Origin of the sequence: Pseudomonas hamedanensis, assembly GCF_014268595.2 — a bacterium.
Classification (GTDB): Bacteria; Pseudomonadota; Gammaproteobacteria; order Pseudomonadales; family Pseudomonadaceae; genus Aquipseudomonas; species Aquipseudomonas hamedanensis.
The window spans coordinates 828,759-853,973 of record NZ_CP077091.1 but is presented as its reverse complement, the minus strand read 5'-3'; the positions used below and the strand labels follow the sequence as shown (position 1 = coordinate 853,973).

Genomic DNA, 25,215 nt, shown 5'->3' with positions numbered 1-25,215 from the left:
AGTACCGAGCCATGACCCGAACCGCCCGTGTGACCGACCCTTCTTACGAGTTGATGGATGACCACAACGGGTTGTCCATCATCTACCGCCAGCATGGTTTCCCTTGCCCGCTGGTGCGCTGGCATTTCCACAAGGAATACGAACTGCACTTGATCGTCGCCAGCTCGGGCAAAGTGTTCATCGGCGATTACATCGGCAACTTCTATCCCGAGACGCTGTTCCTCACCGGCCCGAATCTGCCGCACAACTGGATCAGCCAAGTGGCCGAAGATGAAGTGGTGGAAAAGCGCGACATGCTGGTCAATTTCACCGATGAGTTGTTCGAAAGCGGCCACCAGGTCTTCGCCGAGCTCAAATCCCTGGCGCCGTTGCTGGAGCGTGCCCAGTACGGCATCGAATTCCGCTGCAAGCGCACGATCCGGCAAGCCATGACCCTGATGCAGCGCATCGCTGACAGTCAGGGCATTACCCGCCTCGGACACTTTTTCATCTTGATGGAGTTGCTGGCGGCGAGCGACGATTTTCAGCTGTTGTCCGGCGCCACCACACCGCAACTGGCGGACGAGCACAACATTGACCGCACCAACCGTGCAGTCGATTACATCTTCAGCCACTATGCCCGGGACATTTCCCTGGAAGAAGTCGCCGACCATCTGGGCATGACCCCCACCTATTTCAGCCGCGTGTTCAAACAGGCCACCGGACGCAACTTCATCGAGTTCGTCAATCGCCTTCGCATCAGCAAGTCCTGTGAACTGTTGGCCGACGGTGATAAACCGGTCACCGAGGTGTGTTTCGAATCGGGCTTCAACAATATTTCCAACTTCAACCGGCGCTTTCAGCAACTCAAGGGCATGACGCCGTCGCATTATCGGCGATTGGCGGTGCAGCGATTGACTGAACAGAACCACCACTGACACCGCAAATTCCCTGTAGGAGTGAGCCTGCTCGCGATAGCGGTTTGTCAGCCAACGCATTTCAAACTGACACACCGCTATCGCGAGCAGGCTCACTCCTACAGGGGGCTGTGGGTATCCGAAACCTGTACACATCGGATAAGCCCTGGCCGCTGCAATCCCCTACCCTGCGTTCCCGTCGCCAAAGCCCAGTGCAAAAAAGTATCAACAAAAGTGCGACGGATGATTTGTCACCCAAGCGATTGACCGTTGTAATCAGCGCAGATTCTTCCTGCATTCGGAAGACACAAAAACAATAACTGTCCTTCTGCCCCGTCGGGTGTCAGAAAAGGAGTGCACGATGCAACCCACTGCAAAAGCTCTGCTGGCCCTCACCTGCATGACCCTCAGCAGCATCAGCCTTGGCGCCCAGACGCTGACCATCGCCACCGTCAATAACAGCGACATGATCCGTATGCAAAAGCTTTCGAAAACCTTCGAAACCGAGCATCCGGACATCAAGCTCAATTGGGTGGTGCTGGAAGAGAATGTCCTGCGTCAGCGCCTGACCACCGATATCGCCACCCAGGGCGGGCAGTTCGATGTGCTGACCATCGGCATGTACGAAGCAGCACTCTGGGGCGGCAAGGGTTGGCTGGAGCCGATGAAGGATCTACCGGCCGATTACGCCCTCGACGACGTGTTCCCGTCGGTGCGCGAAGGCTTGTCGGTCAAGGGTTCGCTGTATGCCCTGCCGTTCTATGCGGAAAGCTCGATCACCTATTACCGCACCGACCTGTTCAAGAATGCCGGGCTGACCATGCCGGAGCGGCCGACCTGGGAACAGATTGCCGGGTTCGCGGAAAAGCTCACTCAGAAAGACAAAGAGCAGTACGGCATCTGCCTGCGCGGCAAGGCCGGTTGGGGCGAGAACATGGCGCTGATTACCACGGTCGCCAATGCTTACGGCGCGCGCTGGTTCGATGAGCAGTGGAAACCCGAATTCAGCGGTCCCGAGTGGAAAAACGCGCTGAACTTCTACGTCGATACCATGAAAAAATCCGGCCCGCCGGGTGCCTCCAGCAATGGTTTCAACGAGAACCTTGCGCTGTTCAACAGCGGCAAATGCGCGATCTGGGTCGATGCCAGCGTGGCGGGGTCATTCGTCACCGACAAAACCCAAAGCAAGGTCGCCGATCACGTCGGCTTCACCTTTGCCCCGCATCAGGTCACCGATAAAGGTTCAGCGTGGCTGTATTCGTGGGCTCTGGCGATTCCGACCAGCTCCAAGTCCAAAGACGCGGCGAAAGTCTTCAGCGCCTGGGCCACCTCCAAAGCGTATGGCGAACTGGTCGCCAAGACCGACGGCATCGCTAACGTGCCGCCGGGCACCCGCGCCTCGACCTACAGCGATGCGTACATGAGCGCCGCGCCGTTTGCCAAGGTGACGCTGGAATCGCTGAAAGCAGCCGACCCGAGCAAACCGACGCTAAAACCGGTGCCTTACATCGGTATTCAGCTGGTGACCATTCCTGAGTTCCAGGCCGTGGGCACCCAGGTCGGCAAGCTGTTCTCGGCGGCGCTGATCGGCCAGAGCTCGGTGGATCAAGCCCTCACCGCGGCCCAGCAAACCACTGAGCGCGAGATGAAGCGCGCGGGTTATCCCAAGTAATTCCCACGGTTCGCTCTTGCCTTTTGTAGGAGTGAGCCTGCTCGCGATAGCGGTTTTCCATCCAGCCAAGTGGTGACTGCCACACCGCTATCGCGAGCAGGCTCACTCCTACAGAGGATCTTCATTTGCCTGTCGGAAATCGGTTACTGCCATGAATACTTCAACTGCCAAAGCCCACCTCGACCTTGCGCCACCCCAGCGCAAAATCCGCGTGCGCAATCCCGGCTGGTTTCTGGTCAGCCCTTCGGTGGCGCTATTGCTGCTGTGGATGATCGTGCCGCTGGGCATGACCGTGTACTTTTCGATGATCCGCTACAACCTGCTTTACCCCGGTGAAAACCAGTTCGTGGGGCTGGAAAACTTCACTTACTTCCTGAGCGATTCGGGATTCATGCCCGGTGCGACCAACACTCTGCTGCTGGTTGGCAGCGTGTTGCTGATCAGCGTGGTGTGCGGCGTGTTGATCAGCGCGCTGCTGGAAGCCAGTGAATTCCTCGGTCGCGGCATCGTCCGGGTCATGCTGATATCGCCGTTTTTCATCATGCCCACGGTTGGCGCGCTGATCTGGAAAAACCTGATCTTCCATCCGGTCTCAGGGATTCTTGCGTACGTCTGGAAGCTGTTCGGGGCGCAACCGGTGGACTGGCTCGCGCACTACCCGCTGCTGTCGGTCATCATCATTGTTTCGTGGCAGTGGTTGCCCTTCGCGATCCTGATCCTGATGACCGCCATGCAGTCGCTGGATCAGGAACAGAAAGAAGCCGCACGCCTGGACGGTGCCGGTCCGATCGCGATTTTCTGGCACCTGACCCTGCCGCACCTGGCGCGGCCGATTGCCGTGGTGGTGATGATCGAGACGATTTTCCTGCTCTCGGTGTTCGCCGAGATTTTTACCACCACCAACGGCGGTCCCGGTTACGCCTCGACCAACCTCGCCTACCTGATCTACAACCAGGCGCTGGTGCAGTTTGACGTCGGCATGGCTTCGGCGGGCGGCTTGATTGCCGTGGTCATTGCCAACATCGCCGCGATCATTCTGGTGCGGATGATCGGCAAAAACCTGACTGACAAAGCCTGAGGCCTGCCATGACTCTCCAACAATCCCGCCGCTTGCAAAGCCTGTTGCTCGGCACGCTGGCCTGGGCCATCGCGATCGTGGTTTTCTTCCCGATCTTCTGGATGGTGCTGACCAGTTTCAAGAGCGAAATCGATGCGTTCGCCACGCCGCCACAGTTCATCTTCGCGCCGACGCTTGAAAACTATCTGCACATCAATGAGCGCAGTGACTACTTCAGTTTCGCCTGGAACTCCGTGGTGATTTCTTTCAGCGCGACGGCTCTGTGCCTGTTGATCGCGGTGCCGGCCGCCTACTCCATGGCGTTCTACGAAACCCAGCGCACCAAAGGCACCCTGCTGTGGATGCTCTCGACGAAAATGCTGCCGCCAGTGGGCGTGCTGATGCCGATCTACCTGCTGGCCAAGAGTTTCGGCCTGCTCGACACGCGCGTGGCACTGATCGTGATCTACACGCTGATCAATCTGCCGATTGTGGTGTGGATGGTTTACACCTACTTCAAAGACATCCCCAAAGACATCCTCGAAGCCGCCCGCCTCGACGGTGCGACGTTGTGGCAGGAAATGGTTCGCGTGCTGCTGCCGATTGCCAAGGGCGGACTGGCATCGACCGTGCTGCTGTCGCTGATCCTGTGCTGGAACGAAGCGTTCTGGTCGCTCAACCTGACCTCATCGAAAGCCGCGCCGCTGACCGCGTTGATCGCCTCGTATTCCAGCCCCGAAGGCTTGTTCTGGGCCAAGTTGTCGGCGGTCTCGACCCTGGCCTGTGCGCCGATCCTGATCTTTGGCTGGATCAGCCAGAAACAACTGGTGCGCGGCCTGTCGTTTGGTGCCGTGAAATGATCTCAAAGCGAAACCGTCCCCCTGTGGGAGCGAGCTTGCTCGCGAAGAGGCCATATCAGTCGCTATCAATGGTGAATGACAGTCCGCTTTCGCGAGCAAGCTCGCTCCCACAAAAAAGCATGTTCGGCTCAGACGAATAACAACAATGCGGAGGCCCATCTCATGGCCAACCTGAAAATCAAGAATCTGCAAAAAGGCTTCGAAGGCTTTTCCATCATCAAGGGCATCGACCTGGAAGTGAACGACAAGGAATTCGTGGTGTTCGTCGGCCCGTCCGGCTGCGGTAAATCCACCTTGCTGCGGCTGATCGCCGGCCTGGAAGAAGTCAGCGGCGGCACCATCGAACTCGACGGCCGCGACATCACCGAAGTCAGCCCGGCCAAGCGCGATCTGGCGATGGTGTTCCAGACCTACGCGCTGTACCCGCACATGACGGTGAAAAAGAACATGTCGTTCGCCCTCGATCTGGCCGGCGTACCGAAAGCTGAAGTCGAAAAGAAGGTCGGCGAAGCGGCGCGCATTCTTGAGCTCGGCCCGATGCTTGAGCGCAAGCCGAAACAGCTGTCCGGTGGCCAGCGTCAGCGTGTGGCGATCGGCCGCGCCATCGTGCGCAACCCAAAGATTTTCCTGTTCGACGAACCGCTGTCCAACCTCGACGCCGCGTTGCGCGTGCAGATGCGTCTGGAACTGCTGCGCCTGCATAAAGACCTGCAAGCGACGATGATCTACGTGACCCATGATCAGGTCGAAGCGATGACCATGGCCGACAAGGTTGTGGTGCTCAATGGCGGCAGGATCGAACAGGTCGGCTCGCCGCTGGACCTGTACCACCAACCGGCGAATCTGTTTGTCGCCGGGTTCCTCGGCACGCCGAAAATGGGTTTCCTCAAGGGCAAGATTGCGCGCATTGACGGCCACCGTTGTGAAGTGGCGCTGGACGCCGGCAGCCGCATCGTCCTGGCGTTCAATGCCGGCGAGCTGAGTGTCGGCAGCGCCGTGACCCTGGGCATTCGCCCGGAGCATCTGGAGCTGGCGCAACCGGGCGACTGCACCTTGCAGGTCACGGCCGACGTCAGCGAACGGCTGGGCAGCGACACTTTCTGCCACGTCACCACCGCGGCCGGTGAAGCCCTGACCATGCGCGTGCGCGGCGATCTGGCCAGCCGTTACGGTGAACAACTGAGCCTGCGTCTGGATCCGACTCACTGCCATTTATTCAATGCCGACGGCGTGGCGCTGACCCGCCCACTGCGCGCGGCCGCCTGAGACTTAAGCGATGAAACTCAACTCACACAACCTCAACCGCCTCGCCCCCGAAGTGCAACTGCCGCGCTATGAGCTGCGCGACACCCGCCAAGGCATCGCCCACATTGGCGTCGGCGGTTTTCATCGCGCCCATCAGGCCTATTACACCGACGCGCTGATGAACCGCGGCGAGGCACTCGACTGGGCGATCTGCGGCGTCGGCCTGCGTGCCGAAGACCGCCGTGCCCGTGATGATCTCAAGGAGCAGGACTACCTCTTCACCCTCTTCGAACTGGGTGACAGCGATGACACCGAAGTGCGTGTGATCGGCGCGATACGCGACATGTTGCTGGCCGAGGACGGCGCGCGGGCGCTGATCGACAAACTGGCCGATCCGCAGATCCGCATCGTCTCGCTGACCATCACCGAGGGCGGTTACTGCATCGACGACAGCAACGGCGAATTCATGGCGCACTTGCCGCAGATTCAACACGACCTGGCCCACCCTGACGCGCCGAAAACCGTGTTCGGTTTCCTCTGTGCTGCCCTGGCCAAGCGCCGTGGCGCGGGCACGCCAGCGTTCACTTTGATGTCCTGCGATAACCTGCCGCACAACGGCGCGGTGACCCGCAAGGCGCTGCTGGCGTTCGCCGCGTTGCGCGATCCCGACCTGCGTGACTGGATCGAGCAGAACGTCAGCTTCCCCAATGCCATGGTCGACCGCATCACGCCAATGACCAGCACCGCGCACCGTCTGCAACTGGCCGACAAACACGCCGTCGACGATGCCTGGCCGGTGGTCTGCGAGCCGTTCGTGCAATGGGTGCTGGAAGACAAATTCGTCAATGGCCGTCCGGCCTGGGAAAAGGTCGGCGTGCAGTTCACCGACGATGTAACGCCCTACGAAGAGATGAAAATCAAACTGCTCAACGGCAGCCATCTGGCCCTGACGTATCTGGGTTTTCTGAAAGGCTATCGTTTCGTCCACGAAACCATGAACGATCCGTTGTTCGTGCGATACATGCGCGCCTATATGGATCTCGACGTTACACCGCAACTGGCACCGGTGCCGGGCATCGACCTGAGCGACTACAAGGACACGCTGGTGGCGCGCTTTTCCAATCAGGCGATTGCCGATCAACTTGAGCGGGTGTGTTCGGATGGCTCGTCGAAATTCCCCAAGTTCACCGTGCCGACGATCAACCGATTGATCGCCGATGGACGCGAGACCAGACGCGCTGCATTGGTGGTAGCGGCGTGGGCGTTGTATCTGAAGGGGATAGACGAGAATGGCGATACCTATTCGATACCGGATCCGCGGGCGGCTTTTTGCCAGGGACTGGTGGCGGAGGACGGGTCGATAACGGAACGGTTGTTGGGCGTCGAAGAGATTTTCGGCACGGCGATACCGAACTCGGCGGAATTTGTTGCGGCGTTCGAGTGGTGCTGCGAGAGTTTGCGCGAGGTTGGGGTTTCGCAAACATTGGAAAAAGTTCTCACTACCTGATCGTTCCCACGCTCCGCGTGGTAATGCAGCCCGGGACGCTCCGCGTCCCATCTAAAGCGGACGCAGAGCGTCCATTGAGGCGTTCCCACGCAGAGCATGGGAACGAGCAGCCGTGGAGTTTCCATGACAACAACAAAGCTCTTCCTGGGTATCGACTGCGGCACCCAAGGCACCAAAGCGATCATCCTCGACGCCGTCAGCGGTCAGGTACTCGGCCAGGGCGCGGCGCCACACACGATGATCAGCGGCGCCTACGGTCGCCGCGAACAGGACGTCCAGCAATGGCTGGACGCGTTCACCATCGCCACGCGTCAGGCATTGCAATCGGCAAACGTCGACGGCCAGTCGATTCTTGGCATCGGCGTCTCCGGCCAGCAGCACGGCCTGGTCCTGCTCGACGATCAAGGGCAAGTCCTGCGCCCGGCCAAGCTGTGGTGCGACACCGAAACCAGCGCTGAAAACGACCGTTTGCTGCAACATCTGGGTGGCGAAAAAGGTTCGCTGGAACGCCTCGGCGTGGCCATCGCACCGGGATATACCGTGTCCAAGCTGCTCTGGACCAAAGAGCAACATCCCGAGGTGTTCGCACGTATCGCGCGGATTCTGCTGCCCCACGACTACCTCAATTTCTGGCTGACCGGGCGTTGCTGCAGCGAATACGGCGATGCATCCGGCACCGGCTACTTCAACGTGCGCACCCGCCAGTGGGACTTGCAGCTGCTGCGCGATATCGACGCCAGCGGACGCCTGCAAGCCGCGCTGCCAGAGCTGATCGACGCCCATGAAGCGGTCGGCACGCTGCTGCCGTCGATTGCCGAACATCTGGGTATCAACCCCGATGCAGTGGTCGCCAGTGGCGGCGGCGACAACATGATGGGCGCGATCGGCACCGCCAACATCCGGCCCGGCGCGATCACCATGAGCCTGGGTTCCTCCGGCACGGTGTACGCCTATGGCGACGTACCCAGCGTAAGCCCGGATGCCTCGGTTGCAACCTTCTGTTCGTCCAGCGGCGGCTGGCTGCCGCTGATCTGCACCATGAACCTGACCAATGCCACCGGTGCGATTCGCGAGCTGTTCAATCTCGATCTTCCTCAGTTCAACCAGTTGGTCGCGCAGTCGCCCATCGGGGCGGACGGCGTGAGCCTGCTGCCGTTTTTCAACGGTGAGCGCGTGCCCGCCCTGCCCCATGCCACCGGCAGCCTGCACGGGCTGACGCTGGACAACCTGACCCAGGCCAACCTGTGCCGCGCCGCCGTCGAAGGCACGACGTTCGGTTTACGTTACGGGCTGGATCTGCTGCGCCAGAATGGTTTACAAAGCCAGCGCATCTGCCTGATCGGCGGCGGCTCGAAAAGCGCCGTGTGGCGGCAGATCGTCGCCGACATCATGAACACCCCGGTGATCTGCACCGAGCAAAGCGAAGCGGCGGCACTGGGCGCGGCGATCCAGGCGGCGTGGTGCCAATCGTGGACTGACGGACACGACGTCAGCCTTGCCGACCTGTGTCAGCGCTGTGTCAAGCTTGACCCGAACAGTGAAACCCTGCCGATCGCGGCCAATGTCGCAGCGTTCCAGCAGGCCTACGAACGCTATCAACAGCATGTCGCAACCCTATAAAGAGCAAACAACTATGTACCTGGTGTGTGGCGAAGCCCTGTTCGATTTCTTCAGCGAAGACGATGCCAGCGGTCTGGCGTCGAAAGTGAATTTCAAGGCGATTGCCGGCGGCTCGCCGTTCAACGTCGCGGTGGGATTGCGCCGGCTCGGCGTGGATTCAGCCTTGTTCGGTGGGTTGTCCACTGACTATCTGGGCCGGCGTCTGCAACAAGTGCTGCGCGAGGAAGGTGTGTGCCCGGACTATCTCGTGGAATTTGCCGCGCCGACCACCCAGGCGATGGTTGCCGTGGGTGCCAACGGCTCACCGCACTACAGCTTTCGCGGCGAAGGCTGTGCAGACCGACAACTGAGCGCGGCGCATTTGCCGGCGCTGGGGCCTGAGGTGCGCGGCTTGCACGTCGGCTCGTACTCGCTGGTGGTGCAGCCAGTCGGCGACACCTTGCTGCAACTGGTCCAGCGCGAAAGCGGCAAACGCCTGATCAGCCTTGATCCGAACGTGCGCCTCAATCCCGAGCCGAACATCGACCTGTGGCGCGAACGCATCGCCACGCTGGTAAAACTGGCCGACCTGATCAAGGTCAGCGACGAAGACCTGAGCCTGCTCTACCCCGAGCAGGACCCGCAGAACGTGATCGAGGGCTGGCTCGAACATCGCTGCCAACTGGTCTTTCTCACTCGCGGAGGCGACGGTGCGAGTGTGTTCAGTCGCCGACACGGCACATGGTCGGTGCCGGCCGCCTCGGTGAACATCGCCGATACCGTCGGCGCCGGCGATACCTTTCAGGCGGCGCTGATTACCTGGCTGAGCGAGAATGCTCTGGATTCGGTGGAGGGCGTGCGACATCTGGCCCGCGAGCAGATCGACGCCATGCTCAGGTTCGCCGTGCAAGCCGCCGCGCTGACCTGCAGCAAAACCGGCCCTGATCTGCCCTATCGTCATCAATTGCGCTGAGCGCGTAGACTGTCGGCCTTTTTGCGCATGACGGGATAACCGCTTTTGAACTACCGGCAGACCTTTGCACTCCTGACACTGGCAACCCTGCTGAGCGGTTGCGGCACCTCGCCGCCCCGCTCGCCGGAAGACATCTGCGAGATCTTCCGGGAAAAAAGCGACTGGTACGACGCCGCGCAAGTCACGCAAAACCGCTGGGGCGTACCGATCCAGGTGCCCTTCGCGATCATGTATCAGGAGTCCGGCTATCGCTACGACGCGAAGACGCCACGCAAATATCTGCTCTGGGTGATTCCCTGGGGTCGGGTGTCGACGGCGTCGGGTTACGCGCAAGCCAAGGATGAAGTGTGGTCCGATTACCAGAAAAGCACCGGCAGAAACTGGGCCGACCGCGAAGACTTCGACGATGCCATCGACTTCATCGGCTGGTACATGGACAAGACCACCTTGATCAACGGCGTCTACAAATACGACGCCTATAACCAGTACCTCAACTATCACGAAGGCTGGGGCGGCTTTCGCAACAAGACCTACGCGAGCAAAGCCTGGCTGCCGCCGACGGCGCGCAAGGTGCAGAATCGTTCAGATATGTATGCGCGGCAGTATGCCGGGTGCAAGGAGGATTTGAATCGCGGGTTCTGGAGCCGGTTCTGGCATTGGTTGTAGCGCCGTTTCAAAGACCCATCGCGAGCAGGCTCACTCCTACAAGGGATCTTCAGTGGACCCGGGAATCACGCCCGACATCAATCCAGTGTAGGAGTGAGCCTGCTCGCGATAGCAACCGATCGGGCGCTACCAATTCAAACTGATCGGCGTCCCGCCTGCACCCAAGTTTATGAAATGCCCGGTTTTACGGGGCCAAATTGGCCCTCTAAGGGTTTTCCCTACACGATCCGCCCCCCGCGCCTACGCCATTTGCGCCTTGAATGAAGCGGTCTAATCCTGCAACATCCATCACCTGCTTATTCAACGGACGGAATTCAAGGCATGCTGGACGCCAATGCAACCCACATCATCCTCACGATCGAAGGCGCCAACGCCGACCTGCAAGTCCTCAGCTTCACCGGTCGCGAAGCCCTCAACGAACCGTTCCGTTTCGACCTCGAACTGGTCAGCGCCCGCCCCGACCTGAAACTCGAAGAGCTGCTGCACAAGCGCGCCTGCCTGACTTTCGGGGCCACCGGCGAAGGCAAGATTCACGGCCAGGTGTACCGCATCGAGCAAGGCGATTCCGGCAAAACCCTGACCCGCTACAGCATCAGCCTGATGCCGCAACTGGCCTATCTGCAGCACAACCACGATCAGCAGATCTTCCAGCAACTGACGGTGCCGAAGATCATCGCTCAGGTGCTGGAAGACCGCGGCATTCTCGCGGACGCCTACAGTTTCCAGCTCGGTGCCGAGTACCCGGAACGCGAATACTGCGTGCAGTACGACGAATCCGACCTGCATTTCATCCAGCGTCTGTGCGAAGAGGAAGGCATTCACTTCCACTTCCAGCACAGCAGCAGCGGGCACAAACTGGTGTTCGGCGACGACCAGACCGTGTTCCGCAAACTGAAACCGGTCAGCTACCAGCAAGACTCCGGCATGGCCGCCGAGAAACCGGTGATCAAGCGCTTCAACCTGCGTCTGGAAACCCGCACCACGCGCGTCAGCCGCCGCGACTACGATTTCGAAAAACCGAAGATCCTTCCCGAAGGCGCCGCCAAATCCGAGTTCGCCCCTGACCTGGAAGACTACGACTACCCCGGCCGCTTCACCACCCGCGAGCGCGGCAAGTTCCTCTCGACCCGCGCCCTCGAACGCCATCGCAGCGACTACAAACTCGCCGAAGGCAAAGGTGACGAACCGACCCTCGCCAGCGGCCACTTCCTTAGCCTCGCCGAACACCCGCGCGCCGAGTGGAACGACCTCTGGCTACTGCTGGAAGTCTTCCACGAAGGCAAACAGCCGCAAGTGCTCGGCGAAAACGTCACCAGCGACGTCACCGACAACAAAAGCGATTTCCACCAGGGCTACCGCAACAGCTTCCTCGCCACCCCGTGGGACGCGCACTACCGCCCTGCCCTCGAACACCCGAAACCGAAAGTCCTCGGCAGCCAGACCGCCGTCGTCACAGGTCCCGCCGGTGAAGAAATCCATTGCGACCAGTACGGCCGCATCAAAGTGCAATTCCATTGGGACCGCGACGGCCAGTCCGACGACAAAACCACCTGCTGGATGCGCGTCGCTAGCGGCTGGGCTGGCGCAGCCTACGGCGGCATCGCCATCCCGCGTATCGGCATGGAAGTCCTCGTCACCTTCCTCGAAGGCGACCCTGACCAGCCACTCGTCACCGGCTGCCTGTACCACAAGGAAAACGTCGTCCCCTACGACCTGCCGGCGAACAAAACCCGCAGCACCTTCAAAACCCTCAGCTCCCCGGGCGGCAAGGGCTACAACGAATTCCGCATCGAAGACAAAAAAGGCGCCGAACAAATCTACATCCACGCCCAGCGCGACTGGGACGAAAACATCGAACACGACCAGAAAATCCGCGTCGGCAATGAACGGCATGACACCGTGGAAGCCAACACGCTGAGCGAGTTCAAGGTGGAAGAACACCGGATTACCCATCTGGACCGGATCAGTGAGATGCGCGCGGATGATCATCTGACGGTAGGGGTTACGCAGCATGTGAAGGTGGGGACTGGGCAGTTTGTCGAGGCTGGGACCGAGATTCACTACTACGCCGGCCAGAAAGTGGTGATCGAAGGCGCCATGGAACTGACCGCCAAGGCTGGCGGCAGCTTCGTCAAGGTCGATGCGGGTGGCGTGACGATCAGCGGCGCTGAGGTGAAGGTTAATACCGGTGGTGCGCCGGGGGTGGGCACCCCGGCGGCGCCATTGCTGCCGGGGCCGATGAAGGTGGCGGATGCGGATAAGGCGGGGAAAGTCCTCATCCCGCTGCCCAAACGTCTGAACGAGTCCGGCATAACGCCGTTGTGCGGCAAGCAAAGCAACGGCGCCTGTAGCCGTAAGGATTGCACATGCATGTAAAAGCGCTGAGCGCCCTCCTCGAAGCCCCACGCCATGGGTTCGCGGATCTACCGAGAGAAAGCTCTGACCTGACGCTATGTTTCATAATCGATCGGGCTCGCCAGCCTGACGCCATGAGCCGTCTCTATCGTGTCGGTGAACCAGTCGTGGATGCCCAAGGCCTGTTCCTCAACACCGACTTCGCTGAAATCGCCTCCGACGGCCCACTCTGGCTGACCGCACCGTGGGGCAGTCGCCTAGCGGCGGAAGCAGCGCAGCTCTGCGAGGAAAATTTCTCCGGCATAGCGCTCGCGACAACAGTCCCAGACAAGGCACTGGCCCATGCGCGGTGGCTCCTGCGCGCCAACGATGGCTCTGGCGGTCAAAGCCTGCTGAGCTATCACAAGCCCAGCCTGTGGGCTGCGCTGGCCTACACCGCAGGCGATAACTCCCATCAACTCTTCGGCCCATGGCAGCACGTATACAGCCCGGCGCCCGCCCACTTCGGACGCAATCGCGGTTCGTGGCTCAGTTGGCGCGCCGTCGCGGAACTTGAATGGCTGGGCGATACCGCAGCGTTCAGCCTGCCGCCAGCAGCGCCAAAGGTTCAAGAGCATCTGGGTTGGGTTTATTGGGCGGACGAACACTACGTCGCCTACGGCGAACCCACCGACGAACAACTGCCCAACCTCGTTGAAAACCTCAACGTGCTGGTGGCCCACAATATTTACGAAGGCCGCCACATGCTTAAGCTGGGGCCGATCACCAACGGCCCGCTGCTCGAAACACAGCCACAGGCGATGGCCATCCTGCAATCCAGGGAAGAGTCGTTCATCAAAGTTCAGCAGCTGCAGCAACTCGCCACCAGCGCTGCTTGATGAGCCCGTCCGTTAAGAATGAATGGAAGCGAAATGGATACTGAAATCTCAGAAGCAACAAAGGTAGATCGCGACAGCTCTGCGGCAGGTGCCTCGGCCCCGGCGACACCGGTTGAAACAAAGCCCGCCTTGGAACTTGATCCTCAGCCTGAAATGCCTGCGAGTTGCCCCAACGCGTTCGACAAAGTGGAAACGGCTTGCTCGACAAGTTATGGCGAGGTGATCTACGCCACCAAGGAAAAGATGTTCTATCTGCTGCCCAAGCGCGCTGCAAGCTCGATCAAAGAGGCAATGAATGAACTTGAGCAACACATCAGCGCAAGCAAGTCTCCTGAGGAACGGTTAAAGGGGATGAACACCGCAGGGTTACTCGAGTATTTCCTCGAACCCAAGTTGTCAAATTTCCTGCAAGGTGAACAGAAAAGCCGAATGCTGGAAATCGAAGCTCAGGAGCCGGATATTGCGCAGCCAACCATGGCCATGCGCCTGAAAGCGGTCAGCCGTGAAGCCCGAAACTCAGCGGCGCTGGACAAGTTGCCGGATCAGAGTGAATACGCACGCAACCGGGAACTGGCCGGTCAGCAGCAGGCCAGCCTCCTTGAGGCAAACTCGGAGGGGCAAAAGCTGCAACGCCTCTATAACGAGTGGAAGAAGCTGAAAACCGTAGCAATCGAGCAAGCCAAACTAGCGGGCTACACCTATGAAAGCGGCAACCTGTTTTCGCCCGGAGCACTTGAGGCCAGAACGCGCGTACAGACCTATCTGAAAGCCCGTGCGGCGCTCACAGCCAGCGGCAAGCTGACTACCCTCAAAGAAGAAGACTTCAAGAAAAACAAAAAGGCGTATCTGGACGCCACAAACTGTGTGATCGATGGCAAGGCCCGGATGTGCGGCTATTTGAACGATGTCGCCAACGATCGAAAAAAAGTGGAAAAAGACTTCGCTGCTTATATCGATTCAATTTTGAAAGTTGCCGACTATGGCTTGGCGCTTCCAGAGTTTGCGCTCATCCCTGACACAGGCGAAATCAGCGCAGGTATCGAGAAGTTCAAGACCTATCTCGAGATGGAACAGCGGCAGGTCAAACTGGCTGAACAAATCCGCACCAAATACAAAGCCTGGATTGATGCCAGCGGCCAAAACGTAGCGGCACCTGCGAGCATCGTGGAGGCTGAAAAAGCCGAGTGGCAGCGCATTCAACAAGATCGCATGCAGCTTCGCGATGATGCAGAAGCCGCTGTAGCCGCAGCCCTGCCACTGCGACATCTGTTGTGGGAGCCCGAGCAATTTCAGCCAAAACCGGAAGAACGCCTGGTCAAGGCTGGCTTCCCGTTGCGCGAAGTAGCGCTTTTCAATAGCCCCAACAGCCCAGTGAAGCATTTGAGTCTGCTTAATCTGGAAGGCATTGAAAAAGCGCTGAAAAAAGACGTAAGCGCGATCGGTGCTAGTGCTGGCAAAGACCTACAGAAACTGCCCGGCAACAGCAATGGGAAAGCGCAATCTGACACCGACGATAACCCTTTCCATGAATGGCTGCGCCTCGAAGGCGCGATGGCCATCAAGGATCAGGAAAGCAACTGGTTCGATGAAAAAGGCTGGTTCGATGTAGAAGCCTTTTATTCCTATCTCAATTCGAAAAAACTCAAGGTGGATACTCTCGAGGACGCTGGCGCCCGCAAAGACTGGGGGCTGCGCCTAAGGCAGTTGCTGTTCAAAGAGGAGGTCAGGAGTTCGTTGCGCCTGTTCGACAACAGTCCTCAAGCACAATTGGTTCGTTGCCTGACGCCACCACAATCCTCCATCCACACTGGAACAAAGGTCACTGGTCCAAGCTTCAGCGTAACCGACAACTTCAAAGCTTCCGCCAAAGCAGAAGTCAGCTTGGGTATCGACCTCGCTCGTGGCGAAGTTGAATTGATGAAAATGGATCTGCCAGGAAAAGATGAGGCGAAAGACATCCTGATCCCATACCTGGATTACGAGAAGAACCGCAAAAACCTGAATCTCGGTAGGTTCTCGATCCACTTGGGCGCCAGAGCGTGGGGCTACACCGGTGCCACCCTCCTCCTTTCCTCCAGCGTGCAGTTGGGCCGCGCAAACGTACAAGGCGGCCTCAATCTTCCGGAAATCCCCGATGCAAAACGCCCAGAAACCACCAATGCCGTCGCGAGTACGACCAGAAGCGAACCCGCTCTAACGGGGGGCGCCGCAAATGTGCGGGTTGAGGACGGGGCTAAAGCTCAGTTCAACCTCTTTGCCGGAGTACAAGCGGGAATTCTTCTTACAGGCGCCTTGAACTGGGCTCCGCCGAAAGACATCGCTGCGTTGCGCACCGCCCCTTCGCCCGGCATGGCGAACACCGTCAACAGCACGAAAGCTAGCCAATGGGCGAGCCTGGCCAGACTCACAGCGGGCTTTACTGCCGCGTACGGGCTCGGTGCCAACGCTGATATAGGGATTTCACTGCATGAAGGCCGATTCATCATGCGATTTAAAGCCTCTGTGATAGTCGGCACTGGCGCTGGCGGTGAATTCCAGTTTGAAGTGGGTTATGACGGAGTTACTGACCTGATTAACTTGCTGCGACGGGAAATGCATAAAAATCAGGATAAGTCGCTAATTTTTGTGACGGACGAAGCTGCCAACTACATCGACAAACTCAACTTTCTAGGCGCTGCCGGGATGGAAGTGGCGATGACTTACATGCAAGGCGTTGACATGGTGATGTCGTTGTATGAGGCGTTAACAGGAGGTGGTAGAGGAGCCACCATTGCGCATACGATTATGACTTATCGCAACCAGGCCGAACTGGAGCAGTGGTTTTTGAATGCAACACCCAATGCGCTCGGCCCTATGTTAATGACACTGACTTCGGCAGCTGAGAGCTTCGAGATCTCGGACGTTTCGGAAGATACAGCTTCTCGACAGAAGAAATATACTTATGACAAATCTCAGACCCACCTTCTTCAACAGCAGGCGATTGAAAAAATATTGGGTTGGATTTTGAATAACGCCAAGAAAACGAATACCGTTATGCAAGCTCAAGCACAATTTGAAGAAGCGTGCATCAGCATGAATAGATTTGGCACAAAAGATCTCGAAAAAGGGCAACTTTATTGCCAGCATCGCCTAGCAATGGATAACTTCATGCTCGAGCCGGTACTCCGTCTAGCCGATCAGAGAAATGACCAAATGAGAGCTAGGTATAAAAAGCATGTTGCCGAACTTGGCACCAGACTAGATGGCTTTTGCCAACGATTTACGCACTATGGTCGAACATACCTTCCTGGCGGAAGGGCAACCTATAACGGCCCTAAAGAATAAAACATCATGACACTACTCAAATCAGTCACCGCAACGATATTAATCGCGCTTTCTACATGCGCATACGCCACGCTTAACTTAGAGCAGCAGTCCGCAAAAGAACGCGGCATTGTATTATTTAAGCAATATAAGACTGCAGAACCGGAATTACGAATAGCCGCGGAAGCAGGCGACGCTGAAGCGCAGTTTTTTTTGGCAGAGGAAATTCGCCAAGAAAAGCAATATATTACCAACGAAGCTTATAAATGGTATGAGGCTGCAGCCAATCAAGGCGACCTTTATTCAATGATTCGAATCGGCCGAACCAACAATGATCTATGTACGACGATGAAAAATTGTCCAACAGGAAAAAAAGAGCCAAAGGAATGGTTGGCTGAAGCGACAAAAATTGCAAAAGACAAATCCGATCACGGTGATGCGGAAGCTCTTTATATAATGTATGAGTTGACCGCCGAGAGAGACTGGCTGGAAAAATCAGCACTCGCGGGCGATGCAATTGCGCAATATCGAATGGCTATTGGTGATCGTCAAGGAGAAGGTTATATACTTCCATGGAAGCGCCAAGAAGCAGTTGAACATTGGTTCTTGCTTTCTGCAAAAGCAGGGAACCCTAAAGCAATGATGCAGCTTTTTGGTATATATAGAGAAAAAAACGAGTTGGAACAAGCCCGCTATTGGGTGGAAAAAGCGGCGTTAAAAGGATATGAGGCTGGCGTCTACAATTATGGATATTTTTTAGCTGTGGATCCTGAAGCACTCGGATTTACGGAAGATAAAGTCAAAGGGTATGCGCTAATTTCTCTGCTGAAAGAGCTAAACGGCGGTGGAAGCATCCAAACAGATATTGAGGAAACACTTCCACAAATTGCAGAAAAAATGACTCCTACACAGATCCAAGAAGCGGAGGAGTTTGCTGCTAAATGGAAGGATACACACCCTCCACTCTCTTTCTTCCCTGAAAAAATAGGCTTCTAGGTCAAACAACGGTGAGCCAATAAAGATCTTCTTTCCGAGCTTGACTCTTGCATGCATGCTCTTTAGCACTCATGCAAGCCACCAACGCTCCACTCAGTTACGGGGCGTATCTTGCTCATGCGCCCTCTTTATGGCGTCCCGCTCGACTTGGTAAAAGGGTATGCATTGACATCGCTCCTCACAGAGCTCGATGGTGGCGCAAACATAAAACCCTACGTAGACGAAGTGCTGCCAGAAGTTGCCAAAAATGAGCGCCGAGCAGATTAAAGAGGCCGAAGCTTATGCAGAACAATGGAAGAGTACCTATCCGCCAGTTTCTTTTTTTCTAGGGAAATTCGGATATTAGACGTTTCTTCTGCTGGTCAACGAAAGATTGACCACTTGCCCCCTCTTCTCATGAAAATTGGGGCGCAGCAAGATACTAGACACAGCGGATCGAGCAAGAGCCTTCTCCCGCTACGCTCTACCCACACTAGACCCGAGTTAACCCTCCCTTAACTCCACAGTCAAAAAATATCCCAAGCCGCACAGCCTCAGCTCCTCGGGCGCTGACGCCCAGTGCGGCAGGCTCGTCCGGTTTCACGCCGGGCGCCTATCCGCCACACGGGAGTCCCCTCATGAACACTCATCCCTTCCTGCTCACCGCCACCCTCGCCTTCAGCGCATTCGCCGGGCTGGCCCAGGCCAATGACACCACTACCCTGTCCAACGCTGTGCCCTACCAATACGGCATGCCACTTCACGTGGCGAAGGTGCTTTCGTTAACCGAGCCGCCGACGCAGGAGTGCAAGGTGATTACGGCCGATATGAAGTACATCGACAACACTGGCAAGCCCGCAGAGATCAGTTACAGGAAATTGTCTGACGCGTGCAGTCTGCAGAACTGACAGAAAATTCTGATTTGCGGTTTGGCGGTAGGTTTAAGCTGTTTTCAGCAGGTATGCTCAGGCCTTCCCTACTGCCGCAAGGACTGGCCATGCAGTTGTCGTTTCGTACGTTGTCGATCTTCACTTCCATGGTGTGTTTTCTGCTGGCGCTGGTCTGGGGCTTTTTCCCGGATGTATTGCTGGCGATCTGGAGTATTGGCTATTCGGAAGGCACCGGCGTAGTCGCAAGACGTGGTGCGGTGTTGTTTGCGGCGTTGGGGGTGATGTTTTATTGGCTGCGCAATTCACCGCCATCCGTCACCCGGAATGCGCTCAGTAATGGCTTTATCGTCGGCTGTTTCGGCTTGGCGGCGCTCGGTTTTGGCGAATGGCTCAACGGCCATGCCGGCCCCGGGATTTTACTTGCGGTGCTGGTCGAATTCGCGCTGGGCCTTGGCTTTGTGCAGGCCCGGCGCGTGACGGTCGAACAGGTTGAAACGGTGAGTTAAATGGCTCGGGATCGTGGGCTGTGCTGATGCGAGGCTGTCTGCTGGGCGAGATCCGAACGCAGGCCCGCGACCAGGTTGTTGATTTCACGGCAGCTGTTGAGTCGGCTTGCGTCGATTCCGCTGACGTACAAATCGGCTTGATCGGTTCGATGGTCGCCGAACACTTTGACGGTCATCGACAGGTCTGGCGATAACGTGCATTGGCAGCGTTTCGGCAGAAAGCTGCTTTCGATGATGTTACGAAGTTCCAAGGCAGATAAAAACATGGCGAACCCTCTCCTTTCTATGCGTTTGCCAATCAACTATTCACACTGACCTTTTGCCGATCCTGCACGGGTGTGCTCCCCGCTTTTCCCTGGTCGGCAACGGGCGGTACTGCGAAATGCTCATTGGAGTGTAGGCGCCCAAACCCGGTGCGCTGCACTATTACGACGCATAAACCATGCCTCTGGTCAGGTCATTTTGAGCCTAGCGAAATCAAAGACTTGGCGGCGGGGCCAGTACTTTGCTATTTGCAAAATGCATGAATCGACCACCCGTCTCCTGCAATATGCAATCCCCGACGAATTTGCTTTCGGAGGCCATGGCGGCAAGAATGCTTGTGCAATCTCACCTGCACGGAGGCTTCCATGAGTTCTTTACGTATCTATGCGACGACTGGCCTGATCCTCGCCAGCCTGTCCACCCTCGCCCACGCCGCCAGGCTTGAAGACGTCGCGCCGTACCCCAAGGCAGAAGCTGGATTCACCCGCCAAGTCATTCACCTGCCCAAACAGGAGCAGGAAGAAAACTTCCAGGTTGAAATTCTCGCAGGCAAGACCCTTGAAGTGGATTGCAACCGTCAGCGCCTGGGCGGCGTTCTGGATGAAAAGAATCTTGAAGGCTGGGGTTATCCCTTTTATCGCCTGGAGACGGTTATCGGCCCGATGAGTACGATGATGGCCTGTCCGCCCGGCAGCGAGAAGAAACGCGCGTTCGTGCCGGTCGTCGGGGATGGCTTCATGTTGCGCTACAACAGTAAACTGCCGGTCGTGGTGTACGCACCTGCTGACGTTGAGGTGCGCTATCGCATCTGGTCGGCATCGGACAAAGTCGGCAGCGCCCTTCAGCAATAACCGCCCCTCTGTTCTCATCACGCCGTGACGCCGCACACAGCGGCGCGCTCGGCGACATGACGCAGACTATCGAAGTTGATATTGGCGCCCGAATCGATGGCGACAAAGGTTTGGTCGCGCACACCGGTTCGCGTCACATAGCGCTTGATTCCAGCCACGGCCAATGCACCGGAAGGCTCGGTGATCGAGCGGGTGTCGTCATAGATGTTCTTGATCGCAGCGCACAGTTCGTCGTTGCTGACGGTGACGACCTCGTCCACGCAAAAACGACAAACCTCGAAACCGAATTCCCCGATCTGCGCCACCGCCACACCGTCGGCGAACGTACCGACGCAGGGCAACACCACGCGTTCACCCGCCACCATCGCCGCTTGCAGGCAGGCCGAATGCTCAGACTCGACCCCGATGATGCGTATATCCGGGCGCAGGTATTTGATGTAAGCCGCAATGCCGGCGATCAAGCCACCGCCGCCGACCGGAATAAAGATCGCATCCAGAGCGCCTTGATGCTGGCGGAGGATCTCCATCGCCACGGTGCCCTGCCCGGCGATCACTTGCGGGTCATCGAAGGGTGAAACGAAGGTGCGCCCGGTTTGCTGTGCCAGTTGCAACGCGTGGGCCAGGGCAAACGGAAAACTCTCACCGTGCAGCAGCGCTTCAGCCCCGCGACTGCGAACCCCAAGAACCTTTAGCTCCGGTGTCATCGACGGCATGACGATCGTCGCCGCAATGCCCAACTCGCGCGCGGCCAGCGCCACACCTTGGGCGTGATTACCGGCTGATGCGGTGATGACGCCACGGGACTTTTGCTCATCGCTCAGTTGCACCAGTTTGTTGTAGGCGCCGCGAATTTTGAAGGAGAACGTCGGTTGCAGGTCTTCGCGCTTGAGCAAGACGTTGTTGCCCAGCGTATCAGAGAGTGCCGGCGCTGCCTGCAACGGCGTGCGCACGGCAATGTCGTACACCGGCGCGGCCAGGATCTGTTTCACATAGTGTTCAAGCAGGGCTTGCTGGGCGGGGCTATACGGCATGGTCGTCTCCTGACGTTTTTCAGAACCCGGGAGACAGAAAGTAAAAACCCGCCTCCAGGGGCGGGTTGGGTGCTGCAGCCGTGCGCTAGCCCGCCAAATGAGGAATGGCGGTAATAATGCTTGGCTGGTGGCGCAATACGGTGAAAGTCATGGGCTGGAAATTAGCCTGCGGGCGACTGACAAGTCAATGGCCTAATTTGCGAGCTGCCGGTAGGCTGGCCGTTCTGCTTACCACCCAAGGAAGGAATCCATGATGTCCATCGCCCTGCCTCTCACCGCCTTGCTCGCTTTTAGCGGTTACACCCTTTCAGTGATGGTTCAGGCGGAACAGTCATTGATCGACTTCGGGATCAGCCTGATGTCGCGCCCAGACACGGCGCAGGTGGTGATCGATCTGTATCTGCTGGCGACATTGGCCGGGGTGTGGATGTTCAAGGATGCCAGGGCTCGCGGGCGATCGGTCTGGTCGGTAGTGCCTTATCTGGTGCTGACGGCGGTATTCGTCTCGGTGGGGCCGTTGTTGTATCTGGTGGTTCGTGGCATTCAGGAGCGGCGCAGAATAGGTAAGACCGCTTCGGTGAGTTGATCAACGGTAGCGGCCCAGCCACACAACCTTTGAATCTTCTTCAAAACTGAACAGTCACTGAAAAGGAGAACGACACATCCCGCTCCAGGCATAAGAAAGTGGAGATTGATCATGACTATTCGCCAAGTGCTGCTCGTCGTCCCACTGCTGGTCGCCACCCTGCCCAGCCCGTCAATCCTTGCCAGCGATGAAACCGACGCGGTCAAAAAGCCTGAATGCCCGAAAGGCCAGGTCTGGGACAGCAAGACCCAGCAATGCGTGTTACAGACCAGCGGCTGACGTCCATCCTGCTAAACTGGGCCGAGTTTTATTCCAACGAGGATTGCCTTGTGCCCATTGCTGCATCTCGCGCTGCATTGTTGGTCATCGATGTTCAAAACGACTTCATTCCCGGCGGACAACTGCCGGTGCCTGAAGGTGACCGGATTGTGCCGCTGGCCAATCGCCTTGCACGCCAATTCAGACAGGTCGTCATTGCTCAGGACTGGCACCCGCGCGGCCACATCTCGTTTGCGTCAAGTCATCCCGGGCGTCAGCCTTACGACGTCATCGAGTTGCCATACGGCGAACAAACGCTGTGGCCCGAGCATTGCGTGCAAGCCAGCGCCGGGGCCGAGCTTCATCCGCAGCTCGATTTGCCTCATGCTCAATTGATCATCCGTAAAGGCTGCAATCCTGACATCGACAGTTACTCAGCCTTCCTCGAAGCGGACCGAAGCACCACCACCGGGCTGGCTGGCTACCTCAAAGAGCGCGGCATCGACACGGTCTACATGGTCGGGCTTGCGCTGGATTTCTGTGTGATGTTTTCGGCGCTGGATGCGCGCGCGGCGGGATTCAATGCGTTTGTGGTGCTGGATGCCTGCCGGGCGATTGATCTGGACGGTTCGCTGGCCGCCGCGATCACCCGGATGCAAGCGGCCGGCGTCGGTCTCATTCAATCGTCGGATCTGCCGATCTGATAGCGCTCCGCGGATTCAGGCCGTGGCCGGCAACCAAAGCCTGAATCGCGCCCCACCCAGTGGTGAGTGTTCTACCGTCAAGGTTCCGCCCTGAGCTTCCAGAGCCCGGCGGCTGATTGCCAGGCCCAAGCCAAAACCACCGGTCGCCCGGTCGCGACTGCGGTCGAGTCGATAGAAAGGCTCGAAAATCCGCTCGCGCTCGTCGTCGGGGATACCGATCCCGTCATCGTCCACCCAGATTTCACAACCGGCAGCGTTCACCTGGACGCCGATCTGAATGCGTTTATCGCAATAACGCATGGCATTGCGCAGCAGATTCTGGATCGCTCGCGCCGTCAGACGCGGATCCAGCGCAAAGCGTTCCAACTGACCGTGCAGCAACACATCGATAACGATCTCCGGCGATTCCAGCTCCTCGTCGACACTGCCCAGGATGCTGTCGATGAACTCATCCAGCGCCACCTCGATTCGCTCGGGCAATTGCGCCGGGTTCTGCAAGCGGCTGTAAGACAACAGCTCCAGAACCAATTCATCCAGCTCACGAATATGCGCGACCAACCCTTGCAGGCGTTCGCGGCTAGGGGCCGGCAAATCATCGGACAGTGCCAGCGCCAGGCCGAAATCCAGCCGCGTCAACGGCGTGCGCAACTCATGGGAAACAGCATTGAGCAGGTCGCGTTGCTGGTTCAGGAGGTTTTCGATGTCACCGGCCATGGTGTCGAAGACTTTGGCCAGGCTGCCGATGTTGGAGCTTGGGGCAATGTTGGTGCGCTCGCTCAGATGGCCCTTGCCGAAGCGCTCGGCGGTGCTTTTCAGGCGCTCCAGATCGCGCCAGTGCGGACGCAGCCAGAGCAGCAGGCAGCCGAGTAGTGTCGCGCCGATCAGCACGTTGATGCTCCAGTACAACAAATCGACGTCCATGGGATCGGGCGGAACGACCATGCGCACCGCCATCTCATCATTCAGCGGGGTGACCGCCAACGTGCGCCAGCCCCAGTCGCCGATGCGCACCACGTTTTCACCGCGGTGCAGGCGCTCCTGCTCGATGGGCGTGAACACCGCGTCGTCGATACGCGTCAGCACTATGTGCAGCGGCTGGAATTCCTTATCCATCGTCGCCGCAATGGTTGGCCACTGATCCTGCGGTGCAGCATGAAACTGTTTGGTGATCAGCGATTGCAGGCCACGGGAAAAATCCAGGTTATAGGTGACGAACCGATCCCTGAAGGCCATCACCACCAGATCCGGCACCAGATAAATCGCCGCGCTGTACGAAACGATCGTCACCAGATACAGGCGAAACAGGATGCGAAACATCAGCTCAGCATTCCCATTCGGAGCGGCTGAAGAGGTAGCCTTTGCCCCACACAGTCTTGATCTTGCGCGCCTCGCCCGCGTGATCGTCGAACTTGCGCCGCAGCTTGGAAATCGCCACGTCCACCGAGCGGTCAGTGCCGTTGAATTCGATACCGCGCAAGCGTTGCAGAATCTGGTCGCGGCTGAGCACCTCGCCGGCATGCCGGGCGAGCACCACCAGCAAGTTGTACTCACCGCTGGACAGTTCCACCGCTTGCTCGCGCCAGGTGACGGTGCGTTCGGACAGGTCGATGCACAGGTTGCCCATGACGATGCGGTCGTTGACCGTCAACGGTTCGCCGAGACTGCTGCGGCGCAACAACGTCCGCACCCGGGCCAGCAACACCCGCGGCTCGCACGGCTTGGTAACGTAATCGTCGGCGCCCATTTCCAGGCCCAGCACCTGGTCGTGGCTGTCGTCGCGGGCGGTGAGCATCAGAATCGGCAGCATCGCCGAATCCGCGCGCAGCAAGCGGCAGACTTGCAGGCCATCCAGCCCCGGCAGCATCAGGTCGAGGATCACCAGATCCGGCGGATTGATCCGCGCCCGCTCGCGCACGTGGTCGCCACGGCCGATGACGCTGACGGAGTAACCGTTGCGTTCCAGGTAGCTGGAGATCAGTTCGGCGAGGGCGGTGTCGTCTTCGACCAGGAGGATGTTGGGCATGGGTGTTCCAGAAGATGCAGTGGCGACAGTCAGGGCTCATTCGCGAGCAGGCTCGCTCCCACAGGACATCGTAGACAAATGTGGGAGCGAGCCTGCTCGCGAAAGCGATCGAACTG

General features: G+C 58.2%; 22 protein-coding genes and 1 pseudogene. 19 read left to right on the top strand and 4 right to left on the bottom strand.

The features are described from left to right. Positions 1-11: 11 nt before the first annotated feature. From HU739_RS03745 to HU739_RS03675, 15 genes are all read left to right on the top strand, one after another. Entirely contained in the window at positions 12-917 is a 906-nt protein-coding gene (locus tag HU739_RS03745) for an AraC family transcriptional regulator (protein WP_186551422.1), read from the top strand. Between the two features lie 340 nt (positions 918-1,257). Next, positions 1,258-2,568: an ABC transporter substrate-binding protein gene (locus HU739_RS03740; RefSeq protein WP_186551421.1), complete on the top strand. Its 1,311-nt coding sequence runs from the start codon at positions 1,258-1,260 to the stop codon at positions 2,566-2,568. A 151-nt stretch (positions 2,569-2,719) separates the two neighbouring features. Next, positions 2,720-3,646, top strand: a complete 927-nt coding sequence (locus tag HU739_RS03735; RefSeq protein WP_186551420.1) for a carbohydrate ABC transporter permease — start codon at positions 2,720-2,722, stop codon at positions 3,644-3,646. 8 nt (positions 3,647-3,654) lie between these two features. Further along, the gene (locus HU739_RS03730) at positions 3,655-4,485 is read left to right on the top strand and encodes a carbohydrate ABC transporter permease (RefSeq protein ID WP_186551419.1); all 831 of its coding nucleotides are present in this window, start codon (positions 3,655-3,657) and stop codon (positions 4,483-4,485) included. Positions 4,486-4,647: 162 nt separating this feature from the next. After that, positions 4,648-5,751, top strand: a complete 1,104-nt coding sequence (locus tag HU739_RS03725; RefSeq protein ID WP_186551418.1) for an ABC transporter ATP-binding protein — start codon at positions 4,648-4,650, stop codon at positions 5,749-5,751. Between the two features lie 10 nt (positions 5,752-5,761). Next, positions 5,762-7,237: a mannitol dehydrogenase family protein gene (locus HU739_RS03720; protein WP_186551417.1), complete on the top strand. Its 1,476-nt coding sequence runs from the start codon at positions 5,762-5,764 to the stop codon at positions 7,235-7,237. Between the two features lie 123 nt (positions 7,238-7,360). After that, a complete protein-coding gene (xylB, locus tag HU739_RS03715) occupies positions 7,361-8,857 on the top strand; it encodes a xylulokinase (protein WP_186551416.1) in 1,497 nt (498 codons plus the stop codon). 13 nt (positions 8,858-8,870) lie between these two features. After that, positions 8,871-9,809, top strand: a complete 939-nt coding sequence (locus HU739_RS03710) for a carbohydrate kinase family protein (RefSeq protein ID WP_186551415.1) — start codon at positions 8,871-8,873, stop codon at positions 9,807-9,809. 45 nt (positions 9,810-9,854) lie between these two features. After that, a complete protein-coding gene (locus HU739_RS03705) occupies positions 9,855-10,475 on the top strand; it encodes a transglycosylase SLT domain-containing protein (RefSeq protein ID WP_186551414.1) in 621 nt (206 codons plus the stop codon). 321 nt (positions 10,476-10,796) lie between these two features. After that, entirely contained in the window at positions 10,797-12,851 is a 2,055-nt protein-coding gene (locus tag HU739_RS03700; protein ID WP_186551413.1) for a type VI secretion system Vgr family protein, read from the top strand. Further along, a complete protein-coding gene (locus HU739_RS03695; protein WP_186551412.1) occupies positions 12,842-13,708 on the top strand; it encodes a DUF4123 domain-containing protein in 867 nt (288 codons plus the stop codon). The genes HU739_RS03700 and HU739_RS03695 overlap by 10 nt, the downstream gene beginning before the upstream one ends. A 33-nt stretch (positions 13,709-13,741) precedes the next feature. Next, on the top strand, positions 13,742-17,032 hold the full coding sequence (locus tag HU739_RS03690) for a hypothetical protein (RefSeq protein ID WP_225922801.1): 3,291 nt from the start codon (positions 13,742-13,744) through the stop codon (positions 17,030-17,032). 6 nt (positions 17,033-17,038) lie between these two features. Further along, positions 17,039-18,007 (top strand): tetratricopeptide repeat protein, encoded by a 969-nt coding sequence (locus HU739_RS03685; protein WP_186551410.1) that lies wholly within the window; start codon positions 17,039-17,041, stop codon positions 18,005-18,007. 617 nt (positions 18,008-18,624) lie between these two features. After that, positions 18,625-18,894 carry a DUF2790 domain-containing protein gene (locus HU739_RS03680; protein ID WP_186551409.1) on the top strand — a complete coding sequence of 90 codons (270 nt, stop codon included), beginning with the start codon at positions 18,625-18,627 and terminating at the stop codon, positions 18,892-18,894. 89 nt (positions 18,895-18,983) lie between these two features. Further along, positions 18,984-19,382 carry a hypothetical protein gene (locus HU739_RS03675; RefSeq protein ID WP_186551448.1) on the top strand — a complete coding sequence of 133 codons (399 nt, stop codon included), beginning with the start codon at positions 18,984-18,986 and terminating at the stop codon, positions 19,380-19,382. On the opposite strand, the gene HU739_RS03670 is transcribed toward HU739_RS03675, so the two are convergent. Beyond that, positions 19,379-19,648, bottom strand: a complete 270-nt coding sequence (locus HU739_RS03670) for a DUF1652 domain-containing protein (RefSeq protein ID WP_186551408.1) — start codon at positions 19,646-19,648, stop codon at positions 19,379-19,381. The genes HU739_RS03675 and HU739_RS03670 overlap by 4 nt on opposite strands. 363 nt (positions 19,649-20,011) lie before the next feature. Between HU739_RS03670 and eco the strand changes: the two genes are divergently transcribed. Beyond that, positions 20,012-20,497, top strand: a complete 486-nt coding sequence (eco, locus tag HU739_RS03665) for a serine protease inhibitor ecotin (RefSeq protein WP_186551407.1) — start codon at positions 20,012-20,014, stop codon at positions 20,495-20,497. A gap of 41 nt (positions 20,498-20,538) precedes the next feature. Here eco and ilvA read toward each other — a convergent pair. After that, positions 20,539-21,528, bottom strand: a pseudogene (gene ilvA, locus HU739_RS03660) (threonine ammonia-lyase, biosynthetic); the annotation flags it as partial. Between the two features lie 250 nt (positions 21,529-21,778). Between ilvA and HU739_RS03655 the strand changes: the two are divergent. The 3 genes from HU739_RS03655 to pncA all read left to right on the top strand — a co-directional run bounded on the left by HU739_RS03655 (position 21,779) and on the right by pncA (position 23,076). After that, the gene (locus HU739_RS03655) at positions 21,779-22,114 is read left to right on the top strand and encodes a DUF2834 domain-containing protein (protein WP_186551405.1); all 336 of its coding nucleotides are present in this window, start codon (positions 21,779-21,781) and stop codon (positions 22,112-22,114) included. Positions 22,115-22,225: 111 nt separating this feature from the next. Then, the gene (locus tag HU739_RS03650; protein WP_186551404.1) at positions 22,226-22,393 is read left to right on the top strand and encodes a hypothetical protein; all 168 of its coding nucleotides are present in this window, start codon (positions 22,226-22,228) and stop codon (positions 22,391-22,393) included. Positions 22,394-22,443: 50 nt separating this feature from the next. Then, positions 22,444-23,076 (top strand): bifunctional nicotinamidase/pyrazinamidase, encoded by a 633-nt coding sequence (gene pncA / locus HU739_RS03645; RefSeq protein ID WP_186551447.1) that lies wholly within the window; start codon positions 22,444-22,446, stop codon positions 23,074-23,076. A 15-nt stretch (positions 23,077-23,091) separates the two neighbouring features. Here pncA and HU739_RS03640 read toward each other — a convergent pair whose 3' ends face one another. Together HU739_RS03640 and HU739_RS03635 are read right to left on the bottom strand one after the other, a co-directional pair. Next, complete coding sequence (locus HU739_RS03640) at positions 23,092-24,393, bottom strand: ATP-binding protein (protein WP_186551403.1); 1,302 nt, start codon at positions 24,391-24,393, stop codon at positions 23,092-23,094. 4 nt (positions 24,394-24,397) lie between these two features. Continuing rightward, positions 24,398-25,099 carry a response regulator transcription factor gene (locus HU739_RS03635; RefSeq protein ID WP_186551402.1) on the bottom strand — a complete coding sequence of 234 codons (702 nt, stop codon included), beginning with the start codon at positions 25,097-25,099 and terminating at the stop codon, positions 24,398-24,400. Positions 25,100-25,215 lie beyond the last annotated feature (116 nt).